17 protein-coding genes and 1 other RNA gene are annotated in these 19856 nt (G+C 50.6%); 5 read left to right on the top strand and 13 right to left on the bottom strand.

All coding sequences use genetic code 11. The features are described from left to right. The first annotated feature begins 397 nt into the window (after nt 1-397). Nucleotides 398-2098, top strand: a complete 1701-nt coding sequence (locus Q0Y65_RS08530) for a zinc-ribbon domain-containing protein (protein ID WP_297958858.1) — start codon at nt 398-400, stop codon at nt 2096-2098. A 36-nt stretch (nt 2099-2134) separates the two neighbouring features. Further along, nucleotides 2135-2524, top strand: coding sequence for a large conductance mechanosensitive channel protein MscL (gene mscL / locus Q0Y65_RS08525; RefSeq protein WP_297958857.1), 390 nt, complete (start codon nt 2135-2137; stop codon nt 2522-2524). Nucleotides 2525-2615: 91 nt separating this feature from the next. Here mscL and Q0Y65_RS08520 read toward each other — a convergent pair whose 3' ends face one another. From Q0Y65_RS08520 to carB, 3 genes are all read right to left on the bottom strand, one after another. Beyond that, complete coding sequence (locus Q0Y65_RS08520) at nt 2616-3158, bottom strand: DUF4190 domain-containing protein (protein WP_297958856.1); 543 nt, start codon at nt 3156-3158, stop codon at nt 2616-2618. Between the two features lie 78 nt (nt 3159-3236). Further along, the gene (locus Q0Y65_RS08515) at nt 3237-3749 is read right to left on the bottom strand and encodes a DUF4190 domain-containing protein (RefSeq protein WP_297958855.1); all 513 of its coding nucleotides are present in this window, start codon (nt 3747-3749) and stop codon (nt 3237-3239) included. 10 nt (nt 3750-3759) lie between these two features. After that, nucleotides 3760-6981: a carbamoyl-phosphate synthase large subunit gene (gene carB / locus Q0Y65_RS08510; RefSeq protein ID WP_297958854.1), complete on the bottom strand. Its 3222-nt coding sequence runs from the start codon at nt 6979-6981 to the stop codon at nt 3760-3762. Nucleotides 6982-7424: 443 nt separating this feature from the next. Between carB and Q0Y65_RS08505 the strand changes: the two genes are divergently transcribed. Further along, nucleotides 7425-8078 (top strand): hypothetical protein, encoded by a 654-nt coding sequence (locus Q0Y65_RS08505; protein ID WP_297958853.1) that lies wholly within the window; start codon nt 7425-7427, stop codon nt 8076-8078. A 41-nt stretch (nt 8079-8119) separates the two neighbouring features. Here the strand turns inward: Q0Y65_RS08505 and Q0Y65_RS08500 are convergent, their stop codons facing one another. The 10 genes from Q0Y65_RS08500 to Q0Y65_RS08455 form a co-directional block, all read right to left on the bottom strand. After that, entirely contained in the window at nt 8120-8737 is a 618-nt protein-coding gene (locus Q0Y65_RS08500; RefSeq protein ID WP_297958852.1) for a redox-sensing transcriptional repressor Rex, read from the bottom strand. A gap of 21 nt (nt 8738-8758) precedes the next feature. Beyond that, nucleotides 8759-10144 carry an NADPH-dependent glutamate synthase gene (gene gltA / locus Q0Y65_RS08495; RefSeq protein ID WP_297958851.1) on the bottom strand — a complete coding sequence of 462 codons (1386 nt, stop codon included), beginning with the start codon at nt 10142-10144 and terminating at the stop codon, nt 8759-8761. Between the two features lies 1 nt (nt 10145). Then, nucleotides 10146-10985 (bottom strand): sulfide/dihydroorotate dehydrogenase-like FAD/NAD-binding protein, encoded by an 840-nt coding sequence (locus tag Q0Y65_RS08490; RefSeq protein ID WP_297958850.1) that lies wholly within the window; start codon nt 10983-10985, stop codon nt 10146-10148. Nucleotides 10986-11319: 334 nt separating this feature from the next. Then, nucleotides 11320-12270, bottom strand: a complete 951-nt coding sequence (locus Q0Y65_RS08485; RefSeq protein WP_297958849.1) for a LysR family transcriptional regulator — start codon at nt 12268-12270, stop codon at nt 11320-11322. Between the two features lie 17 nt (nt 12271-12287). Next, nucleotides 12288-13013 (bottom strand): sugar O-acetyltransferase, encoded by a 726-nt coding sequence (locus Q0Y65_RS08480; RefSeq protein WP_363293533.1) that lies wholly within the window; start codon nt 13011-13013, stop codon nt 12288-12290. A 136-nt stretch (nt 13014-13149) separates the two neighbouring features. Further along, nucleotides 13150-13815 carry a hypothetical protein gene (locus Q0Y65_RS08475; protein ID WP_297958848.1) on the bottom strand — a complete coding sequence of 222 codons (666 nt, stop codon included), beginning with the start codon at nt 13813-13815 and terminating at the stop codon, nt 13150-13152. A gap of 81 nt (nt 13816-13896) precedes the next feature. Then, on the bottom strand, nt 13897-14652 hold the full coding sequence (locus tag Q0Y65_RS08470) for a hypothetical protein (protein WP_297958847.1): 756 nt from the start codon (nt 14650-14652) through the stop codon (nt 13897-13899). 30 nt (nt 14653-14682) lie between these two features. Then, complete coding sequence (locus Q0Y65_RS08465; protein ID WP_297958846.1) at nt 14683-15867, bottom strand: D-alanine--D-alanine ligase family protein; 1185 nt, start codon at nt 15865-15867, stop codon at nt 14683-14685. Between the two features lie 166 nt (nt 15868-16033). Then, nucleotides 16034-17686 carry a UDP-N-acetylmuramoyl-tripeptide--D-alanyl-D-alanine ligase gene (murF, locus tag Q0Y65_RS08460; protein WP_297958845.1) on the bottom strand — a complete coding sequence of 551 codons (1653 nt, stop codon included), beginning with the start codon at nt 17684-17686 and terminating at the stop codon, nt 16034-16036. A 101-nt stretch (nt 17687-17787) separates the two neighbouring features. Continuing rightward, entirely contained in the window at nt 17788-18561 is a 774-nt protein-coding gene (locus Q0Y65_RS08455; RefSeq protein ID WP_297958844.1) for an alpha/beta fold hydrolase, read from the bottom strand. Between the two features lie 268 nt (nt 18562-18829). On the opposite strand from Q0Y65_RS08455, the gene ffs reads away from it, so the two are divergent. Together ffs and Q0Y65_RS08445 are read left to right on the top strand one after the other, a co-directional pair. After that, nucleotides 18830-18928, top strand: an RNA gene (ffs, locus tag Q0Y65_RS08450) — signal recognition particle sRNA small type. A 36-nt stretch (nt 18929-18964) separates the two neighbouring features. Next, a complete protein-coding gene (locus Q0Y65_RS08445; RefSeq protein WP_297958843.1) occupies nt 18965-19852 on the top strand; it encodes a tetratricopeptide repeat protein in 888 nt (295 codons plus the stop codon). Nucleotides 19853-19856: the final 4 nt, after the last annotated feature.

The raw sequence follows: 19856 nt of genomic DNA, 5'->3' as shown, positions 1-19856 counted from the left end.
TATAAAATACTCATATAATAGCATTATATCATATTTTTCTGTGAAAATATAGTGGTAAGGGAGCAGTTTTGTAAAGCTGCAAAATCGCAGCTGTGCATTATCGACACAAATTGTGTCGTTTTCACAAAAAACTTCCCCCGGACTTTCCCTGAAAAGCCCTATATAATTACCGAAAATCCCCATAAAGCCGTTATATAGTGTTAATCTGTACAAAAACGCGGTGGGTTTTAATGCTGTATTGCACAATCTTTTACTCAAGCTCTTGAAAAAGAATTAAATTAATGCTATAATGTATATTGTGATAATATAGCCTCGGCTTTGAGCCGATATATCTTTTTGCGGCAGTTTTCACTATCGTTTGATCTGTGCTGTATTTTCACTTTAAGGAGTGATTTCTATGAAATGTCCCCGATGCGGAACTGACAACGAAGCGGGTTTCAGATTCTGCGTGAAATGCGGAGTCAATCTTGACGATCCGCAGGATATCAACATCGAACAGGTTGATATGGGCGGCTATCATTCTGAGGAAGATCCTGCTTCGGGAGGCTTTACCTTCGGAAGCGGCACTTTTACTATAAACGACACATTTTCACGAGATTCTTCTTCCGATCTGTATACCGCCGATGAGCTGAATGACTCAGACGAGGAATTTGATTTCAGCAGCTTCGACGAGCCGTTTATCCCCAAGCTCGACACAGGCAGAGTTACCCTGCCCGAGCAGTCACAGGCGGTAAGACAGGCTCAGATGATAAATCAGGGTATGCCCCGTCCCCAGCCCCGCCACGGCATGATGAACGCTATGCCTCCACAGGGCATGATGGGTGCCGTACCGCCGCAGGGCGGTATGCAGGGACTCCCCCCTCAGCAGGGCATGATGGGCGCTGTTCCGCCGCAGGGCGGTATGCAGGGACTTCCCCCTCAGCAGGGCATGATGAACGCTGTTCCTCCGCAGGGCGGTATGCAGGGACTTCCCCCTCAGCAGGGTATGATGGGCGCTGTTCCGCCACAGGGCGGTATGCAGGGACTTCCCCCTCAGCAGGGCATGATGGGCGCTGTACCTCCTCAGGGCGGTATGCAGGGACTTCCCCCTCAGCAGGGTATGATGGGCGCTGTACCTCCGCAGGGCGGTATGCAGGGTATACCGCCCCAGAACGGCTCCGCTCAGATGAACGGTATGCCAGTATACGGACAGCCCATGATGTACGGTCAGCCTCCCGTAATAGGCTACGACCCCAGCGGTATGCCCATTTACGGACAGCCCGTGATGTATGCTCAGCCTCAGATAATAGGCTACGATCCCAGCGGTATGCCCATTTACGGCCAGCCCATGATGTACGCACAGCCTCAGATAATAGGCTATGACCCCAGCGGTATGCCCATTTACGGACAGCCCGTGATGTACGGCCAGCCCCAGGCTCCCGACAAGCCCGAGGGTCCCGCTATGACAGGTATGCCCGGCGCTCCCGCAGGACAGTTCACCCAGCGCAAGCCCGTTCCTCCCCCTCCCGCAGAGGATAAGGAAAAGGTAGAGGTCCCCGATGATTTCTGGGAGTTCTTCGACGGCGGCAAGGCTACAGAACACGCTGCGGCAGACTCCACCGACGACTTCTTCGGAAAGCGCGGCGACGAGATCGAGGGCATGAAGCGCTTTGAAAAGAAAAAGGACGCTTACATGAACGATACGCCTCTTGTGGACGCAAGCAAGCTTAGAAAGAACGAGCCCGCAAAGTTCAACAAGCTCTATATGAAGGTGGCAGGAACAGCCGATCCCGACAAGCTTGAAGCCAAAAAGCAGGAAAAGCACGTGGATTATATGCGCCCCACAAAGAATGTGGACGCCAGCGAACTCCGCACCTACGAAAAGGGCAAGGCGTGGAACATAATGAACAAGGCAGATACCGCCAATGCAGAGGAGCTTGAAGCTAATACCACCGAGCACACCGAGGCGATCATGGCTCAGGCAGATCACGCGGTGGAGGCTATGCCTAAGAAACCCAAGACCTACAACGACGAGATCGACGCCATTGAGCTCCCCGAATCGATGAAGGCCAAAAAATCAAAAAAACAAGCGGAAATTCCCGGCTTGCCGGAAATTTAATAAATCATATTTTCTATTAAGGAGATGTTGTAAAAAATGAAGAAGTTTTTACAGGAATTCAAGGAATTTGCTCTCAAGGGCAACGTAATGGATATGGCAGTCGGCGTTATCATCGGTGCTGCTTTCGGTAATATCGTTACAGCTCTTACAGAGGATTTCATCAACCCCCTCATCGCCTGTATAGGCGGAGCTGAGGTCGGCGGCAAGATCAAGCTGGGCGACACAGGCCAGTATCTCAACTGGGGTCACTTCGTAACAGCTATCATCAACTTCCTCATCATGGCTTTCTGCATTTTCCTTATGGTCAAGGCAGTAAACAAGCTCATGAGCATCGGCAAGAAGAAGGAAGAGGAGAAGCCCGCAGAGCCTCCGAAGGAAGAAGTTCTTCTCACAGAGATCAGGGACCTTCTCAAGGAAAAGAAGTAATTACATACCGAAAAAGCCTCCGTATACGGAGGCTTTTCTTATTATACAACAACGCCGTCGGAGGAAGCTTTCCTCTGACGGCGCTTTTTTATCATCTCAATGCTAAAATGGTTCCCGCTATCCAGTTGATAACAGATAATCCAAGTCCGATACATCCCATTATAAAACCTGCTTTTGCTCTTCCGCCATTCATGGAATCCTTACTCTTTGTTCCGAGAGTAACAGCTACTATTCCAAGCGCTAAGCCTGCTATGGGGATACACCACAGAACAAGGCTGATGATACCGCATACCATTGAAGCGGTAGCCTTTCCGCTGTTGTCATTGAAAGGATCGCTGTTGTTCAGGTTACCGTAGAAATCGGGAGCTCCGCCGTAATTCTGAGGCGAGCCGTAGGGATCGGAATAGTTCTGTCCCTGACCGTTGTTGTAGCCGCCCTGATTATTGTAACCGTTCTGGGCGTTGCTGTAACCGCCCTGATTGTTATAACCGTTCTGAGCGTTGCTGTAATCGCCCTGATTGTCGTAACCGTTCTGAGCGTTGCTGTAGCCGCTCTGGTTATCGTAACCGTTCTGGGCGTTGCTGTAACCGCTCTGGCCGTTATTATTTGGGTCGTTATTGTAGTTGTTATCCATTTTACGAAACTCCTTCACTTTTTCTCTTTGTCGTGTCTGTTATGTCACTTGCCTAAGGGAAAACTGAATGTGAAGCCGTTACATCTCTTCTATAACGCCGATCACGAAGAAAATAAAGGTTATGACAGCTACAAAGAGGGATATACTTGAAATTACAACTCCTGCAATGGCCATTCCTCTTTTTCCGCCCTTGAGTCCCTGTATACCCAGGATAAGACCGATAAGGCTCATACATATGCCGGCAACAGGAACACAGAAGGTAAAACAACTGATTATACTCATTACCAGTGAAGCAATAGCCTTTCCGCCTGTAGAATCAACCGGGGGCTGAGCATAGGGATCGTTGAGCATCTGATTATAGAAGTTGGGCTGGCCTCCGTAATAGGGCTGGCCTCCGTAGTTAGGCTGGCCGCCATAGTTGGGCTGGCCGCCGTAGTTGGGCTGACTGCCATAGTTGGGCTGGCCACTGTAGTTGGGCTGATTGCCATAATTGGGCTGGCCGCCATAGTTGGGCTGGCCGTTGTTATATGGATCTGTGCCTGTATTCTGCGTACCGTTGTTCCCGGAACCGTTATTGTAATTGTTATCCATTTTATTATCCTTACTTGATATCAGCGTGATGAGCCTGAAGCGACTTTACGCCGAGATGAGTATTGTTCTTGATAGCCTTTATGCCCTCTGCGCTTGCCTTTGCAGCAGCCATAGTGGTCATATAGGGAACTCTGTGCTTGATAGCAGCCTTTCTGATGTAGCTGTCGTCATGAGCGCTGGTCTTGCCTGCGGGAGTATTTATTATCATCTGGATCTCGCCGTTTGCGATCTGGTCTGCGATATTGGGACGTCCCTCGTAGATCTTGAAGATCTTCTCGCAGGGTATGCCTGCTTCCTTTATCATCTCGTAGCTCTTGCCTGTAGCGATGACCTTGAAGCCAAGCTCGTTGAAGGACTTAGCGATATCCACAAGCTCGGGCTTGTCTCTGTCGCATACGCTGAGGAGAACTGTTCCCTCCAGAGGGAGCTTGTTCTTTGTAGCCTCCTGAGCCTTGTAGTAAGCCTCGCCGAAGGAAGGAGAAATACCGAGAACTTCGCCTGTTGAACGCATCTCGGGTCCGAGAAGGGGATCAACCTCCTGGAACATATTGAAGGGGAATACAGCCTCCTTGACGCCGTAGTGACCGATCTGCTTGTCCTTGAGCTCGGGTACGGGTGAAGGTCTGCCTGTGAGCTTTGAAGTTATTATATCTGTTGCGATACGTACCATGTTGATGTCGCAAACCTTTGATACCAGCGGAACTGTTCTTGATGCACGGGGATTAGCCTCGAGAACGTATACCGTATCGCCCTCGATAGCGTACTGCATATTCATAAGACCGCATACGTTCATCTCAACAGCGATCTTCTTTGTGTACTCCTTGATGGTAGCTACCTGCTTCTCTGTCAGGTTCTTTGAAGGCAGGATACAAGCGGAGTCGCCCGAATGTACGCCTGCAAGCTCGATATGCTCCATAACGCAGGGAACGAAGCAGTTTGTACCGTCTGAGATAGCGTCAGCCTCGCACTCTGTAGCGTGGTTGAGGAAGCGGTCGATGAGGATAGGTCTGTCGGGAGTTACGCCAACAGCCGCATTCATGTATACTCTCATCATCTCGTCGTCGTGAACGATCTCCATGCCGCGTCCGCCGAGAACGTAGGAAGGACGAACCATTACGGGATAGCCTATCTTGTTTGCGATAGCGATAGCCTCATCGGCATTTACAGCCATGCCGGCCTCGGGCATAGGAATGCCCAGCTTGTCCATCATAGCGCGGAAGTGGTCTCTGTCCTCTGCCAAGTCGATGGTCTCGGGAGTTGTACCCAGGATATTCACGCCGTACTTCTTCAGGTCGTTGGCAAGGTTAAGGGGAGTCTGTCCGCCGAACTGAGCGATAACGCCCACGGGCTTCTCCTTCTCGTGGATAGCCAGAACGTCCTCAAGGGTAAGGGGCTCGAAATAGAGCTTATCCGATGTATCATAGTCGGTGGAAACTGTCTCGGGGTTGCAGTTTACGATGATCGACTCAAAGCCCAGCTTCTTGAGAGCCAGAGCAGCGTGAACGCAGCAGTAGTCGAATTCGATACCCTGACCTATTCTGTTGGGACCGCCGCCCAGTATCATGATCTTGGGCTTGTCTGTATTGACAGGGCTCTTGTCCTCGTCAAGGTGATATGTTGAGTAGTAGTAAGCCGCATTCTCCGTACCGCTTACATGAACGCCCTCCCATGCTTCCTTTACGCCAATAGCAGTGCGGGCATTTCTTATCTCCTCCTCGGTAACGCCGAGGATAGAGCTGAGGTAACGGTCTGAGAAGCCGTCCAGCTTAGCCTGTCTGAGAACGTCGTCTGCGGGAACAGCGCCCTTGTTCTTGAGGAGAGCCTCCTCCTCGTCAACAAGCTCCTTCATCTGCTCGATGAAGTACTTCTTTATCTTTGTGAGCTCGTGGAGCTCGTCAACTGTTGCGCCCTTGCGGAGAGCCTCGTACATAACGAACTGTCTCTCGCTGGTGGGATAACGAAGCTCTGAAAGGAGCTCCTCCTTGGTCATATTATTGAAGTTCTTAGCAAAGCCGAGACCGTAGCGGCCTGTCTCCAGTGAGCGGATAGCCTTCTGGAATGCCTCCTTGTAGGTCTTGCCGATGCTCATTACCTCGCCTACGGCTCTCATCTGAGTGCCCAGCTTGTCCTCAGCGCCCTTGAACTTCTCGAAAGCCCAGCGAGCGAACTTGATAACGATATAATCTCCGTCGGGAACATACTTGTCAAGAGTGCCGTACTTGCCGCAGGGGATATCCTTCAGTGTGAGACCGCAGGCCAGCATAGCGGATACGAGAGCTATGGGGAAGCCTGTTGCCTTGGAAGCAAGTGCGGAAGAACGTGAAGTTCTGGGGTTGATCTCGATAACGACGATGCGTCCTGTCTCGGGGTCTCTTGCGAACTGGCAGTTACAGCCGCCTATTACCTCGATAGACTCGATGATCCTGTATGACATCTCCTGGAGCTCCTTCTGAACGTCCTCGGGGATGGTGAGCATAGGTGCGGAGCAGAAGGAATCGCCTGTGTGAACGCCGATAGGATCGATGTTCTCGATGAAGCATACCGTGATCTTGTTGTTCTCGGCGTCACGAACTACCTCAAGCTCAAGCTCCTCCCAGCCGAAGATACATTCCTCGACCAGTACCTGTCCTACGAGAGAAGCCTGAAGGCCTCTTGCACAGACTACCTTGAGCTCATCTACATTGTAAACCATTCCGCCGCCTGCGCCGCCCATGGTGTAGGCAGGACGGAGAACTACAGGATATTTCAGCTTTTCAGCTATCTTTACAGCCTCGTCAACGGAGTAAGCTACCTCGCTCTTGGGCATACCGATACCGAGAGCGCTCATGGCGTTCTTGAATTCGATACGGTCCTCGCCGCGCTCGATAGCGTCTACCTGAACGCCTATTACCTGAACGCCGTACTGCTTGAGTACGCCTGCCTTGTCCAGCTCGGAGCAGAGGTTGAGACCTGACTGACCGCCCAGGTTGGGAAGGAGAGCGTCGGGGCGCTCCTTTTCGATTATCTGTGTAAGTCTTTCGAGGTTGAGAGGCTCGATGTAAGTAATATCAGCAACATCGGGATCTGTCATGATAGTTGCGGGGTTCGAGTTTACGAGAACTATCTCATAGCCCAGCTTGCGAAGAGCCTTGCAGGCCTGAGTGCCCGAGTAGTCAAACTCGCAGGCCTGGCCGATTATGATAGGACCCGAGCCGATTATCATGATCTTGTTAATATCCTGTCTTTTTGGCATATTATTCTCCTGACCCGTACACTGAAAATGTACGTTGATATATTTGCCATGAATCGTCATGGCGCAACTTCTTACCTTATATAATAACATAAATCCTGACAAAATGCAATATAGAAAATATCTTTTACGGCCGGTACAATTTTAGGGAATATGCAAAAAGCCGGAATAACGGCATACTATTACGGCATACCCGTTCCATAAGCAGCTTCACAGCCGCATTGCAGCGGCCCGGTTTTCCTGCCTGTGCCGCAGCAGCTAATTGTTATCATATACCAACAAGTTTGGACGATTTGACCTGCTACAGGCAAAAAGTGCCCCAAAGCAAAAATTGTCAAAAACTTGACATTTTCATTTCTTTGTGATATAATGCAGTTGTCAGGAGGTCAAATGAACTCAACACAAGTTATTAAGACCTCCGTAACATGATCAGGAGGGATTTTATCATGAAAAAAATCGTAAGTTTATCAGCAGCTCTCGTTCTTGTGCTCTCGGCCTTTGCAGGCTGCGGAGACTCTGAAAAGGAGAAAACAAAATCTTCCGCATCAGATACCACCACAGCGGCTGCAACCACAGAAGCCGACACCAAAGACAAGGCCGGTGATAAGGCCGAAGCAGCTGACTTTGTAGGAAAATGGCAGTGCGACGAGATCGTATCAGACGGGGAGAGCACCAACAACCTCATGGGCGTAGACGCTTATGCTCTGTACCAGATCGAGCTCAGCGAAGACAATACAGGTTCGTTCTTTTCGTTCCTCTATTCGGGATTCTTCGGCGAAGACGGTCCCCTGAAGCTCAAATGGGAAGTAAACGGAAGCGATTCCGTATCTGTATCCCTGGCTGATGAGGAGATCGAGAAACTGAAGGCACAGGCAGGCGAAGGCGTTACCTTTGAAGCCAATGAGGAAATGATGACTCTCAAAAAGGACGGCGACAGACTTATCATCGCGGATGAAGAGGAAGAGGAGGGCTTCATGATCTACCTTTCAAAGGTGGACGAATTCACTCCTATCCCCGAGGATATGGAGCTGTCCTTCGGCGGTGAATTCAACACCGAGATCGAGAGCGAGGACGAAAATATCGAAATCAGCACAGACTAAATACAAAAGCAGGCACGGTTCAACGCGCCTGCTTTTTCTTTTTAGTGACATCTTGCCAGCATGGCAAGGGTCAGGGATATATTCTCGTTATGCACCGCAACGCCCTTTGGAGCGTTGATATGTACTGCGGCAAAGTTGAGGATATACTTTATCCCCGCCTGTGCCATACGGTCGCAGACCTCCTGCGCAGCTGTCTCGGGTACGGTGATGATACCTATACGGATATCGTTATCCCTGCAAAAGCTGTCCATCTCGTCGATATGACGGACAGGCCTGCCGTTTATGGTGCTGCCCACGCGCTCCCTGTTGCAGTCAAAGCCGCATACTATATCGAAGCCGTAGGCCTGAAAGCCGTTATACTCCAGCATAGCTCTGCCGAAGTTGCCCATGCCTGCCACCACTACCCTGTCGTGGTTCTCAAAGCCGAGGAACCTGCCGATATCGCTCATGAGCTCCGAGGCGGAATAGCCCACCTTGGGACGGCCGCCGCTGCTGACCGAGGCCAGATCCTTCCTGACCTGCACATCATTGAGGCCGAGAGCCTCTGCAATGGCCGTTGCGGAGATATTTCCGTTCTTTCTCTCCTGGGGCAGCGAAACAAGGTAATTGAAGTACACTGGCAGACGCGAGAGTGTCTGTGAGGTAATATTCTTATTCATGGTGTACCTCCGTCAGAGGGCTCACTTTTTCTGCATATATTCATCCATAGCTGCGGCAGCCTTCTTGCCTGCGCCCATAGCCAGAATAACAGTAGCAGCGCCGGTTACTGCGTCGCCGCCTGCGTATACGCCCTCCTTTGAGGTAAGGCCGTCCTCGTCGGCGATGATACCGCCCCACTTCTGGGTGTCAAGGCCCTCTGTAGTGGACTTGATAAGGGGATTGGGCGATGTACCGATAGACATGATAACGCAGTCAGCGTCGATATCGATGAATGCGCCCTCTATCGGAACAGGCTTTGCTCTGCCTGAAGCGTCGGGCTCGGAGAGCTCCATCTGCTGGCAGTGAACGCTCTTTACCCAGCCGTCGTCTGTAGCAGTTATCTCAACGGGATTTGTGAGGAACTTGAAGATGATGCCCTCTTCCTTTGCGTGCTCTACTTCCTCTGCTCTTGCAGGGAGCTCGGCCTCTGTACGTCTGTATACGATATATACCTCAGCGCCCAGTCTCTTAGCGCAGCGGGCTGCGTCCATAGCAACGTTTCCGCCGCCTACGATAACAGCCTTTGTGCCTGCCTTTATGGGAGTAGCGCTGCCTTCCTTGTATGCCTTCATGAGGTTGATACGGGTGAGGAACTCGTTAGCGGAATATACGCCGTTAAGGTTCTCGCCGGGGATATTCATGAATCTGGGGAGACCTGCGCCCGAGCCGATGAATACGGACTCAAAGCCCTCCTCCTTCATGAGCTCGTCAACGGAGATAGTCTTGCCAACTACTGTATTTGTCTCCACCTTTACGCCCAGAGCCTTGAGACCGCCTATCTCCTTCTGAACGATGGACTTGGGAAGTCTGAACTCGGGGATACCGTAGGAGAGAACTCCTCCCGCAACGTGGAGAGCCTCGAATATAGTAACGTCATAGCCCTTCTTTGCAAGGTCGCCTGCGCAGGCAAGACCTGAAGGACCCGAACCGATAACAGCAGCCTTGTGGCCGTTCTTTGCGGGGACTTCGGGAGCTGTCTCGGGCTGTGCGTTGTGCCAGTCGGCAACGAAGCGCTCAAGACGGCCGATAGCAACGGGCTCGCCCTTGATGCCTCTTACGCACTTGCTCTCGCACTGTGTCTCCTGGGGGCATACTCTGCCGCATACAGCAGGGAGAGAGCTTGACTTTGTGATTATCTTGTATGCCTCTGCGAAATTGCCCTCAGCTACCTGAGCGATGAATGCAGGGATATCTATCTGTACGGGACAGCCTGTTGAGCAGGGCTTGTTCTTACAGTTAAGGCATCTCTTTGCCTCGTCTATAGCCTGCTCCTCGGTGTAACCGAGAGCTACCTCGCTGAAGTTCTTGTTTCTCACATCGGGAGCCTGTACAGGCATCTCGTTTCTTGTAGGTGACATATTGGGCATATTACTTTACCTCCTTGAACAGATTGCAGGCTTCTTCGTGGGCGTGGCGCTCGAAGGGCTTATACATAGCGCCTCTTGCCATAGCCTCGTCGAAGTCGATGAGATGGCCGTCGAATTCGGGACCGTCAACGCAGGCGAACTTTGTCTGGCCGCCGACTGTGAGACGGCAGCCGCCGCACATTCCCGTACCGTCGATCATTATGGGGTTCATGGAAGCAACCGTGGGTATCTCATACTCCTTAGTCAGCTTACAGACGAACTTCATCATGATAAGGGGACCGATAGTGATGACTCTGTCGTACTTCTCGCCGCTGTCGATGAGCTTCTTGAGAGCGTCGGTAACGAGGCCCTTCTCGCCTGCTGTTCCGTCGTCGCTCATGAGCACGAACTTTGAGCTGGAAGCCTTGAATTCGTCCTCCAGGATAACGAGATCCTTGCTTCTGAAGCCTACTATGGAGTGTACCTCAACGCCCAGCTCGTGGAGCTTCTTTGCAACGGGGTAAGCGATAGCGCAGCCCACGCCGCCGCCGACAACAGCAACCTTCTTCAGGCCCTCTGTCTCTGTAGCTCTGCCGAGAGGACCAACGAAGTCCTGAAGGCAGTCGCCCTCATTGAGGTGATTGAGCTTTTCTGTTGTAGCGCCGACTATCTGGAAAATGATAGTAACCGAGCCGCTTGTGCGGTCGAAATCAGCGATAGTGAGCGGTATACGCTCTCCGTCGGCGTCTGTTCTTAATATTATGAACTGTCCGGGTTCAGCCTTCCTTGCTACCTTGGGAGCGTTTATGCGCATAAGGGTAACAGTGGGATTGAGGCTTCTTTTTTCAAGAATTTCAAACATAGTCCATACCTTCCTTGCAAATAGATTTACTGTGCAGGTCATTTCCGCAGCCGTCCCCATTGACCGCCGCAGATACAGGCTCAGCATCGATATATTCAATATTATATCACAAAATGATACCTTCGCACAAATATAACAGCGGAATATCGATATTCCGATATCGATATTTTTCGACCGAATATCTTCCTGACGATTGTCAGCATAAGGCTTCTCACAGGAAGAAATGTGGGAAAAATATGAAAAAGGGCGGCTTCATGCCGCCCTGTTTATACTGTTCTGAACACAGTGAGTTATATTCATTGCCAGAATACGCCTATACACTTTTTTATATAGCTTACTTGTATTCCGCAAAGGCACTTTCGTTTCTCACCTCGTAAAGCCTGTTCACCAGCTTCAGCTCATTGTCGGAAAGCTTGTGTCCCGAGGCGTAGATTATCATGTCCTTGAAGCTGTTGTCGGGGAAGGCGCACTTTCTCTGCACCAGTCCGTACTTTCCGCAGAGTCCCGCAGGCATGGGAGAATCCAGCATAAAGGCCTGGGGCACGGTGAGGAGGAAGTCCAGAGCGCTTCCGCGGTCGTACATACACACCTTGCGCACGGGGACGTCCGCAGGTCTGTTGGCGGCATAGAGCTTTTCAACGGCTCCCGAAACATAGGGCACCGCCTCGTCGCCCTGTCCCAGTTCGGTATAGTTGCAGGACAGATCCGCATAGGTTATGGACTCCGCCTCTGCGGCAGGGTGCTCGGCAGACATAACCGCCAGCATACTGAATTCCCACAGCAGCTTGCCGTCAAGGTTCTTTTCAGCAAGGAAGTCCGAGAAATACTTCTCATGGGCGGCATTATAGCGTATAACGCCGAAATCGTAGCCGTTCTCGCGGACGTTCTCGATAGTTCTCAGGGAGTTGGTCTCGCAGAAGAATATCTCCATATCCTCGGGAGTATTCAGCGAGGCGATATAGTCCGAAAAGGCCTTGGAGATATAGCCCGTTCTCGGCACTGATATGCGCAGACGGCTGTTCTTGGGCTTGTCGGGGGAGTGTATGGACTCCATATTGTCTATCTGAATGAGTATCTGCTTGGCGTACTCAAGGAATTTCAGTCCCTGATCCGTGGGGATAACGCCCTTGGAGGTACGTCGGAATATGGTTATGCCGAGATTGTTCTCCAGCTCCTTTATGGCCTTGCTCAGATTGGGCTGAGCCATATAGAGGTTCTCGGCAGCCTGTGTTATGGAACGTGTTTTTTCGATCTCAACTGCATATTTGAAGTGCAGGGTGTTCATGGATCAGCCTTCTTTCGTTATTTCTTTCTGTCGTAGAAGCCGCCGTTCTGGGGCGTGTCTATCCTTGTGAGCTCAACGCGCTTTCTGCGGGGAGCCTCCTGGGGCTTCGGCGCCGTTTTTATATCATTGTCTGCTATTGCCGAGGCCTTTTCGCCTGTGGGAGCCTTTTCCGCCGCCGTCTTTGCGGAAGCGTCTATTGTCTTTGTGGGAACGCAGGGATTTCCTGCTGCCACGCAGTTCGGGGGGATATCCTTTGTGACTACGCTGCCTGCTCCGATAACTACATTATCGCCGATGGTAACTCCTGCCAGAACGGTAACGCCGCCGCCTATCCAGACATTGCTGCCTACCTTTATGGGCTTTGCGTATTCCAGTCCCTGATTTCTTGAAGCGGCGTCAATGGGGAGCTCCGTGGTATAGAATCCGCAGTTGGGACTGATAAAAACATTATCTCCGAAGGATACATCGGCCGCGTCAAGTATTACAAGATTGTGATTTGCGTTGAAATTGTCTCCAAGTATTATGTTATATCCGTAATCGCAGAAGAAATCGGGCTCTATGGAAGTATTTGCGCCCTTTAGAGCCAACAGTCTGTTGAGTATCCTCTCCCTTTTCTGGAAGTCATTGAACTCGGAAGCGTTGAATTCCGCACACAGCTTCTTAGCCTTAATCCTGTCGTTTACGAGCTCTCTGTCGGTGGAGATGTAAAGCTCACCCGACTCCATTTTTTCTTTTTCGGTCATGTTAAACCCTCCTTATAATGATATATTATATGCTTTTATATATGTTCGGCAATGAAGTCCAGCACTTTAATAAACCACAACGGCGATGTAAATACAGCGATAAGCAACGCTGTTTTCAGGAACGGCCTTATAAAGCTCACCTTATAAATTCAGATATTGCAAATACTATGAAAGCACCGATAAACAGCTTTATCATAATCCCGAAGCCCTCCCGTGAGTTCTCCTTTGCCATTTTCAGCTCTGCGGCATACCTGTTCTCGTCATAGAAGACCTCCGGTTCCTCCGGATCCACGCGGAGGATACGCTCACTGTCCTCAGCCACAGGATACACGGAAAGACGCTTTTCACAGAGATGATATACCTTTCCTTCATATTCTGCGGCATATTCGGGATCATAGTATATCTCACTGCGCTCGTCGGTCTCGGAGGTGCCGTCATCGGGCTTGCGGTAAAAAGGAGCTATGCGCTTGGACAGACGTGCCTGATAGTACGAGGTCTCGCCGCTGCGGATACACCTTCCCTTCACACTTACAGTGCAGCGCTTATCGAGATAAGCAATACGCTTTTTCAGGTTCATCAGCGGAGTGAAGTAGGCTATTGAACCTGTAACCATACTTGCGAACAGCCCTCCCCAGAAAACATAGCCCGCAATGAATCTGTGTCCCGTTTCCGATACGATACCCGCCGCAATAATGCCTCCGATTATCATAAAAACAGTAACAGCGATCCAGATGTAATACAGATCATCTCTGTATCTGAAATAATCCTTATCTTCCTTGGACGGATCCTCCATCAAACTCATTCATACACCTCCAGGGTCTCGTCATAGCAGTACTGCAGGAATCGTTAGTCTGAGGGCAGCCTTTCTGCTCCCGGCAAAAAATCATTCTCCACTGTAATCTCCCCGCTCTTCAATCCCGAAAAGATGCTCGGCATAATAGACATCCGGTTTATCGGGATTTATGAATACTTCAAAATCCCCGGTCTTATTTGAAGAAACTGTCTGGCAGTAGGAATAGTCCTTTGCGATAAACCGATATACGCGCCCGTTATAGTGATACTTGAACATGGGATAGGAGGTATACGAGTCGGATCCGCCCGGCGTTTCAGTATATCCGCAGGGCTCGGCCTTCACGGGCAGAGTACACTTCTTTCGTCTTCCGGAATTGGCAGCAAATACTCCGATAATGTATATCACCATTCCCAGAACTATCAATCCGAATATTACAAACATGAACAGTATCATCTGTGCTACCGGAATATTGAGATCTTTATTGAAGTATTTTTTCAGAAAAAGACAAACACCTGCCAGTACAAAGAAAATACCCGGAAGCCAAAAGATCGAACAGATCAAGAAAGAACCCAGACTGCTTGTCTCAACGACCTCATCATTGGAAATACGATCATAGCCATACTCGTGTTTGCTGAGAACTGAAATAATGAGCATTACTCCGATGAGAATCAGACCTATATGCGGCGAACGGAGCAGTGCCGGGACCGAACACAGAAATAAGGCAAAAAGCATCTTGTTTGGAATATTCAAGCTTCCCACTAAACCTCTCGTCCTTATCTTAGGTGCAGGTTCAGAGAACTCTGAGTCTGTGATGTCTTTTGCTCTCGGCAGAAAACCGATATTCATTGTGACCTCCTCCGATCATTGACAAGGATCTCAGCGCTTGCTGCCCTTTGAGCCGAAGCTTCCTCCCATTGAAAGGATATTGGTATCGAAGGTGTAGCTTATCTTCTCTCCCTGTCTGTAGCGCTTGAGAGAGAGCTGGATAAGTCTTTCCAGAAGCTCTGTATACTTGACGCCCTTGGGCTCCCAGAGGTAGAATGCCAGAGAGCCGGGGATAGTGTTTATCTCGTTTATGTAGATCTTGTCTGTGGCCATATCCATCATGAAATCAATACGGGTAACGCCGTTGAGACCCAGATAGCGGAATGCGTCAACAGCGGTCTTTCTGATGAACTCGTCCTGCTCCGCAGTGATATCGGCAGGTATCTTTCTCTTGAGGGTAGCCATGCCCTTGCTGCCGCCCTTTCCGCCGCCGACGTACTTCTGGTCGTAGCTGAGTATATCGTCACCGCTTGCCTGTACGGGCTCCTCGCATACGGAGGCCTCTGCGGACTCGCTGTCGCCGACTACGGCGCAGTTTATCTCCTTCAGCTGTACAACGCAGGGCTCGATGAGGATACGGTCAGCGAACTCGAAGGCCTCCTCGATAGACTTTATAAGGCTGTCCCTGTCCTTGCCCTTGGAGATACCAACGCTTGAACCGAGATTGATAGGCTTTACGATAACGGGATAGCCAAACTTCTTCTCCACTTCCTCCACCATTCTGTCCATTTCGTTTATCTCGTATGAGGAGAAGCGGCAGCAGTCCAGCACGGGGAAGCCTGCGTCCTTGAGGAGTATCTTCATAACAAACTTATCCATGCCCACAGCAGAGGCCAGAACGTCGCAGCCTACATAGGGCAGGTCAAGTGTCTGGAGATAGCCCTGCAAAGCGCCGTCCTCTACGTTGGTGCCGTGAACGATGGGGAAGGCAACGTCGATATCGGAGATGACATTGGAGCCGAACTTCTTCATCTTCTGGCGGATAAGCTGCACCTTGCCCTCGCTTCTTACGAAAACGCACTCAGTGCACTCCTTGAGAAGTGCGGGGATATCCTTGAAGCTGTTGATGTCCATGAGCTTCTCGCCTGTCCAGAATTCGCTCTTTTTCGTCATATATACGGGTATGATATTATACTTTTCCTTGTTTATGCTGGCCATAGCCTGAACTGCCGAGATAACCGATACCTCGTGCTCAACGCTTCTTCCGCCGAAAAGAACTGCAAGATTGATCTTCATTGTAACTACTCCTTTTTTGAGCCCTTAGCCCTTAGCTTGTAGGAGAGCCCGCCCTCGGGCTCCCATTGGTTATATAATGTGTTTCGCGGGACGCCGAGGGCGGCGTCCCCTACAGTGTGTCATTCATAATTCATCCGCGCAGGCGGACACAATAATTATGCATTTATCAGTAGTTGTCGGGCAGGTCGTTTTCAAGAAGAACTATCTTCTTCCTGTCCGTCTGATATGCTCTTACATGGTCGAGAGCCTCGTTAAGGCTGTCCGCAACGAAAACCTCGTCCATATTATAGCCTGCGTCCTTTATGCCGTTATAGATCGGAACTGTCTGATTCTTGCCCACAAGAACTATGTGGTCGCAGGCTTTGGCAGCTTCCTGTCCGAACTCAAAGTTCAGTTCCTCCTGCTTTGCGCCAAGCTCTACCATACCCGGAGTTACCAGTATACGGCAGGCGTCGAAAAGTCCCAGAACATTAAGAGCTGCGCGGCAGCCGCTGGGGTTGGAGTTGTAGGCGTCGTCGATAAAGGTCATATTGCCGCCCTTGTCGAGAAGCTGTAATCTGTGGGGAACTGCGGCGATACGCTTGACGGGAAGCGTCAGCTTTTCAAGTGATATGCCCGTGCCGTTTGCGTAGGCGATAGCTCCGAGGACGTTCTGAACGTTGTGCTCGCCCAGGAGCTTCATGGAGAATCGCCTGCTCTCGCCGTCGGGAGCAGTTACCGTGAACTCCGTGCCCCTGTCGGATACGCTTATATCGGTTGCGCGGTAGTGGTTGCCCTCGTTCAGACCGTAGAGCACTGCATTGGGGTACTCGGGAGCTTTCCTGCGGATAAGCTCGTTGTCGCCGTTGAGGTAAATCTTTCCGCCCTTAGCCTTTACATGGTCGGCAAGCTCAAACTTGGTATTTACCACGTTCTCGATAGAGCCGAATGTCTCAAGGTGCTGAGGTCCCACGGAAGTAATGATACCGTCGTGGGGATCTGCAATGCCGCAGAGTTCCTTTATCTCATGAACTCGTCTTGCGCCCATTTCACAGATGAAGTACTCGTGTGTGGGCTTTAAATCGCGGCGTATGGTTATGGTAACTCCCATGGGAGTGTTGAAGCTCTCGGGAGTTTTCAGCGTGTTGTACTGGGAATTGAGCAGCTCGTCAAGGTAGAACTTCATGCTGGTCTTGCCGTAGCTTCCCGTGATACCCACCTTGTGAAGCGCGGGACACTCGGAGAGTATGCGCTTTGCGTCGTTGATATACCAGTTCTGTACCGCCTTTTCCACAGGTTTGTTGATAAGATTGGAAAGGGGGACAAGCAGGGGAGTCACATACAGTGCAGAGCCTGCAAGAATATAGGGAAGTCCGTTTGCGAACCAGCGCTTTTCCATGGAATCGTAGGTGAATTCCGTATGAGCTTCATTCCATATACGGCATATATATACCGTAGTTTCGCCTTTAAGGACAGCTATGACATAATAAACGGCAACGAGGATACAGAATGTAACCATCATGCGCTTCATTCGGGCTGTATAAACCAGAGGCTTCTTGAACTTCTTGCCCGGCTTGTTGAGCAGTCCGATGATGATATTGAAAAGGCTCAGCACTATTATAAGTGCCACAGCCGCGCCGCCGTGAAGGAAAAGCAGTGCGAACTGCACCACGAACAGCACCGCAGGCAGTATATAGCGCCTTGCGTTTTTCTTCATCCAGCGTGAATGCTCGGGAGTCTTGTAGCCGTTGAGCTGGAGCATATGGAACTCCCTCAGCCCCAGAAATACCGTGGCTCCCAGCGCAATGACCGCGTATATTATCCATAAAACCAAATTCATTAAAAGTCTCCTTTATCTATTAGAGCTATTTTCAGGGACGCGCAATTCGCGTCCGTGAGTTCGATATTGCCCGCGGACGACCAGAGGCCGTCCCTGCACAGTTATTCTTCGATCTTCATAAAGCTGCACATCACTCGGTTAAAGGTGAACTGCTGCTCCAAAAAGGAATAATGTCCTGCGTTTTCCAGCTTTACAAGGCCTGCGTCGGGAATGAGCTTCTCCATTTTCTCACCGTCGGAAAGGGGAGTAGCCGTATCGTTGACGCCCCATACAAGCAGAGTAGGAGCCTTGATATTGGGCAGGTAGGGCTCTAAGTCCTCGTTGACCACCTTTACCATGACCTGTCTCATCATGGGCGAAGCTGCGGCGTAGTCCGCGCTTCCCATTTTCTTGCGGAAGTTCTCCAGGGCGTCGGGAGCGAATTTCTTCACAATGCCCCATGAAAGGACAGTCCTTCCCAGCTTGTAATAGCGCTGACGCCATGTCTTCTTGTTGGTTTTGGGCGGCATAATGCCTGCACTGTCCACAAGTATGACCTTTGTCACCTTAAAGGGCAGGTCATCGCGGCTGTGCATTTTTATGATAACTCTGCCGCCGAAGCTGTGACCCAGGAGCATAACTTCCTTTGTATCATAGTCCTTCAGGAAGTCGATGACGAACTGCACATAGGCGCTGACGTCCCAAACCTCTTTCGGCTCCTCGCTCTTTCCGAAGCCGGGCATATCCATAGCCACGACCTTGTACTTCTTTGAGAGAAGCTCCATCATATTGGCGAAAAGGGTGATATTGCTGCCCCAGCCGTGAAGCAGTACGATGAGGTCTCCCTCGCCCTTTTCCTCGTAGTTTATCTTTAAGCCGTTAACTGTTTTTATCAATTTAATTATCTCCGGTAATATTCATTTATATATCTTATACGGCATACAGCCGCAAATATACATATATAATTTATTATATCACTTACAGTATTCAATGTCAATCACAGAAGCAAAAAAATTAATGCGCCCTCCGCACCGCCGGAAAGCGCCTGTTTTCCGCTGCTTTTGGGGAAGAAAAAAATTCTTGACAAAGTTCTCCGTTTATGGTATCATATTAAAAGAGCATCGTCTGCTCGTATAAACGGGTATGAAATTCCGAAATATAGATGTGTGGGCCCTGTGCAACAAGACCCCGTGAACCATGTCAGGCGGGAGACCGAGCAGCATTAAGCGGTGCGTGTTGTGTGCCGCAGCAAGCCTGCACATCTATGTTCCGGAATTTTTCTTTAGACGGAGGTGCGGTATGTTCCTGACTATACTCGGCATGAGAACAAGAAGGGTACTGATAAGTATTTACCGTTCCCTTCCGAAAGCCCTTGCCTGGACGGCTGTAGTCACAGCGGCGTATCTGCTGGCTACAGGCTTCGCGGACGCGGAGTTCCGCGCCCATGTGCTGCTCCTTGCAATGCTGCTGTTCTTCCTGGTCTCGCTTATACTCTGCACCGCGGACGAGCTGTCAAAGTACAGCCGCAGGATATTCCACAGACTGGACGAGAATATCATCGGCAGCGCATTTACGGGACTGAAGAAGAAATCCATGTTCTTTGAAAAGGGGCTGGAGCTATTCGACAAGAACGATTTCCACATGGCTCTGGAGGTATTCACCGATCTCAGGGAGGAGCGCTTCGCTCTTACCCGGAAGGAGACCGCCGTGAACGAGTTCTACCGCGGACGCTGCTACGACTTTCTGGGCGCAAGGCCCAATGCCCTCATTTGCTACGAGACCGCAAGGGACAACGGCTTTGATATCCCCGAGCTGCCCATATTCATCGGCAGGTGCCTGGGCGCCAACGGCAGCACCGCAAAGGCCGAGGCTCTGTTCATGAGTCTTATGCAGGAGGGCTACCAGTACCGCGACAGGATGCGCTTCGAGATAGGCAGCATCTACCTGAAGGCCGAACAGCCCGAAAAGGCTCTCGAATGGTTCACAAGCTCCATCGAGAACCGCGAAAGATACGCAGATTCACTTGGCGGAGCCGCCGTCGCCAGCGTTATGCTGGGCAGACTTGAGGACGGCGAGAAATACTTCCGCCAGGCTCTTGTAAACAATATAAGCTCTCCCGTGGAATTCACGTCCTACTTCAGGGAGATGCTTGACTCCGCAAAACGCAGCGGCACAAAAGATTCATGAAAGG

It is taken from the genome of uncultured Ruminococcus sp., assembly GCF_947301925.1.
Classification (GTDB): domain Bacteria; phylum Bacillota; class Clostridia; order Oscillospirales; family Ruminococcaceae; genus Ruminococcus.
This window is presented reverse-complemented; position numbering and strand designations above follow the sequence as displayed.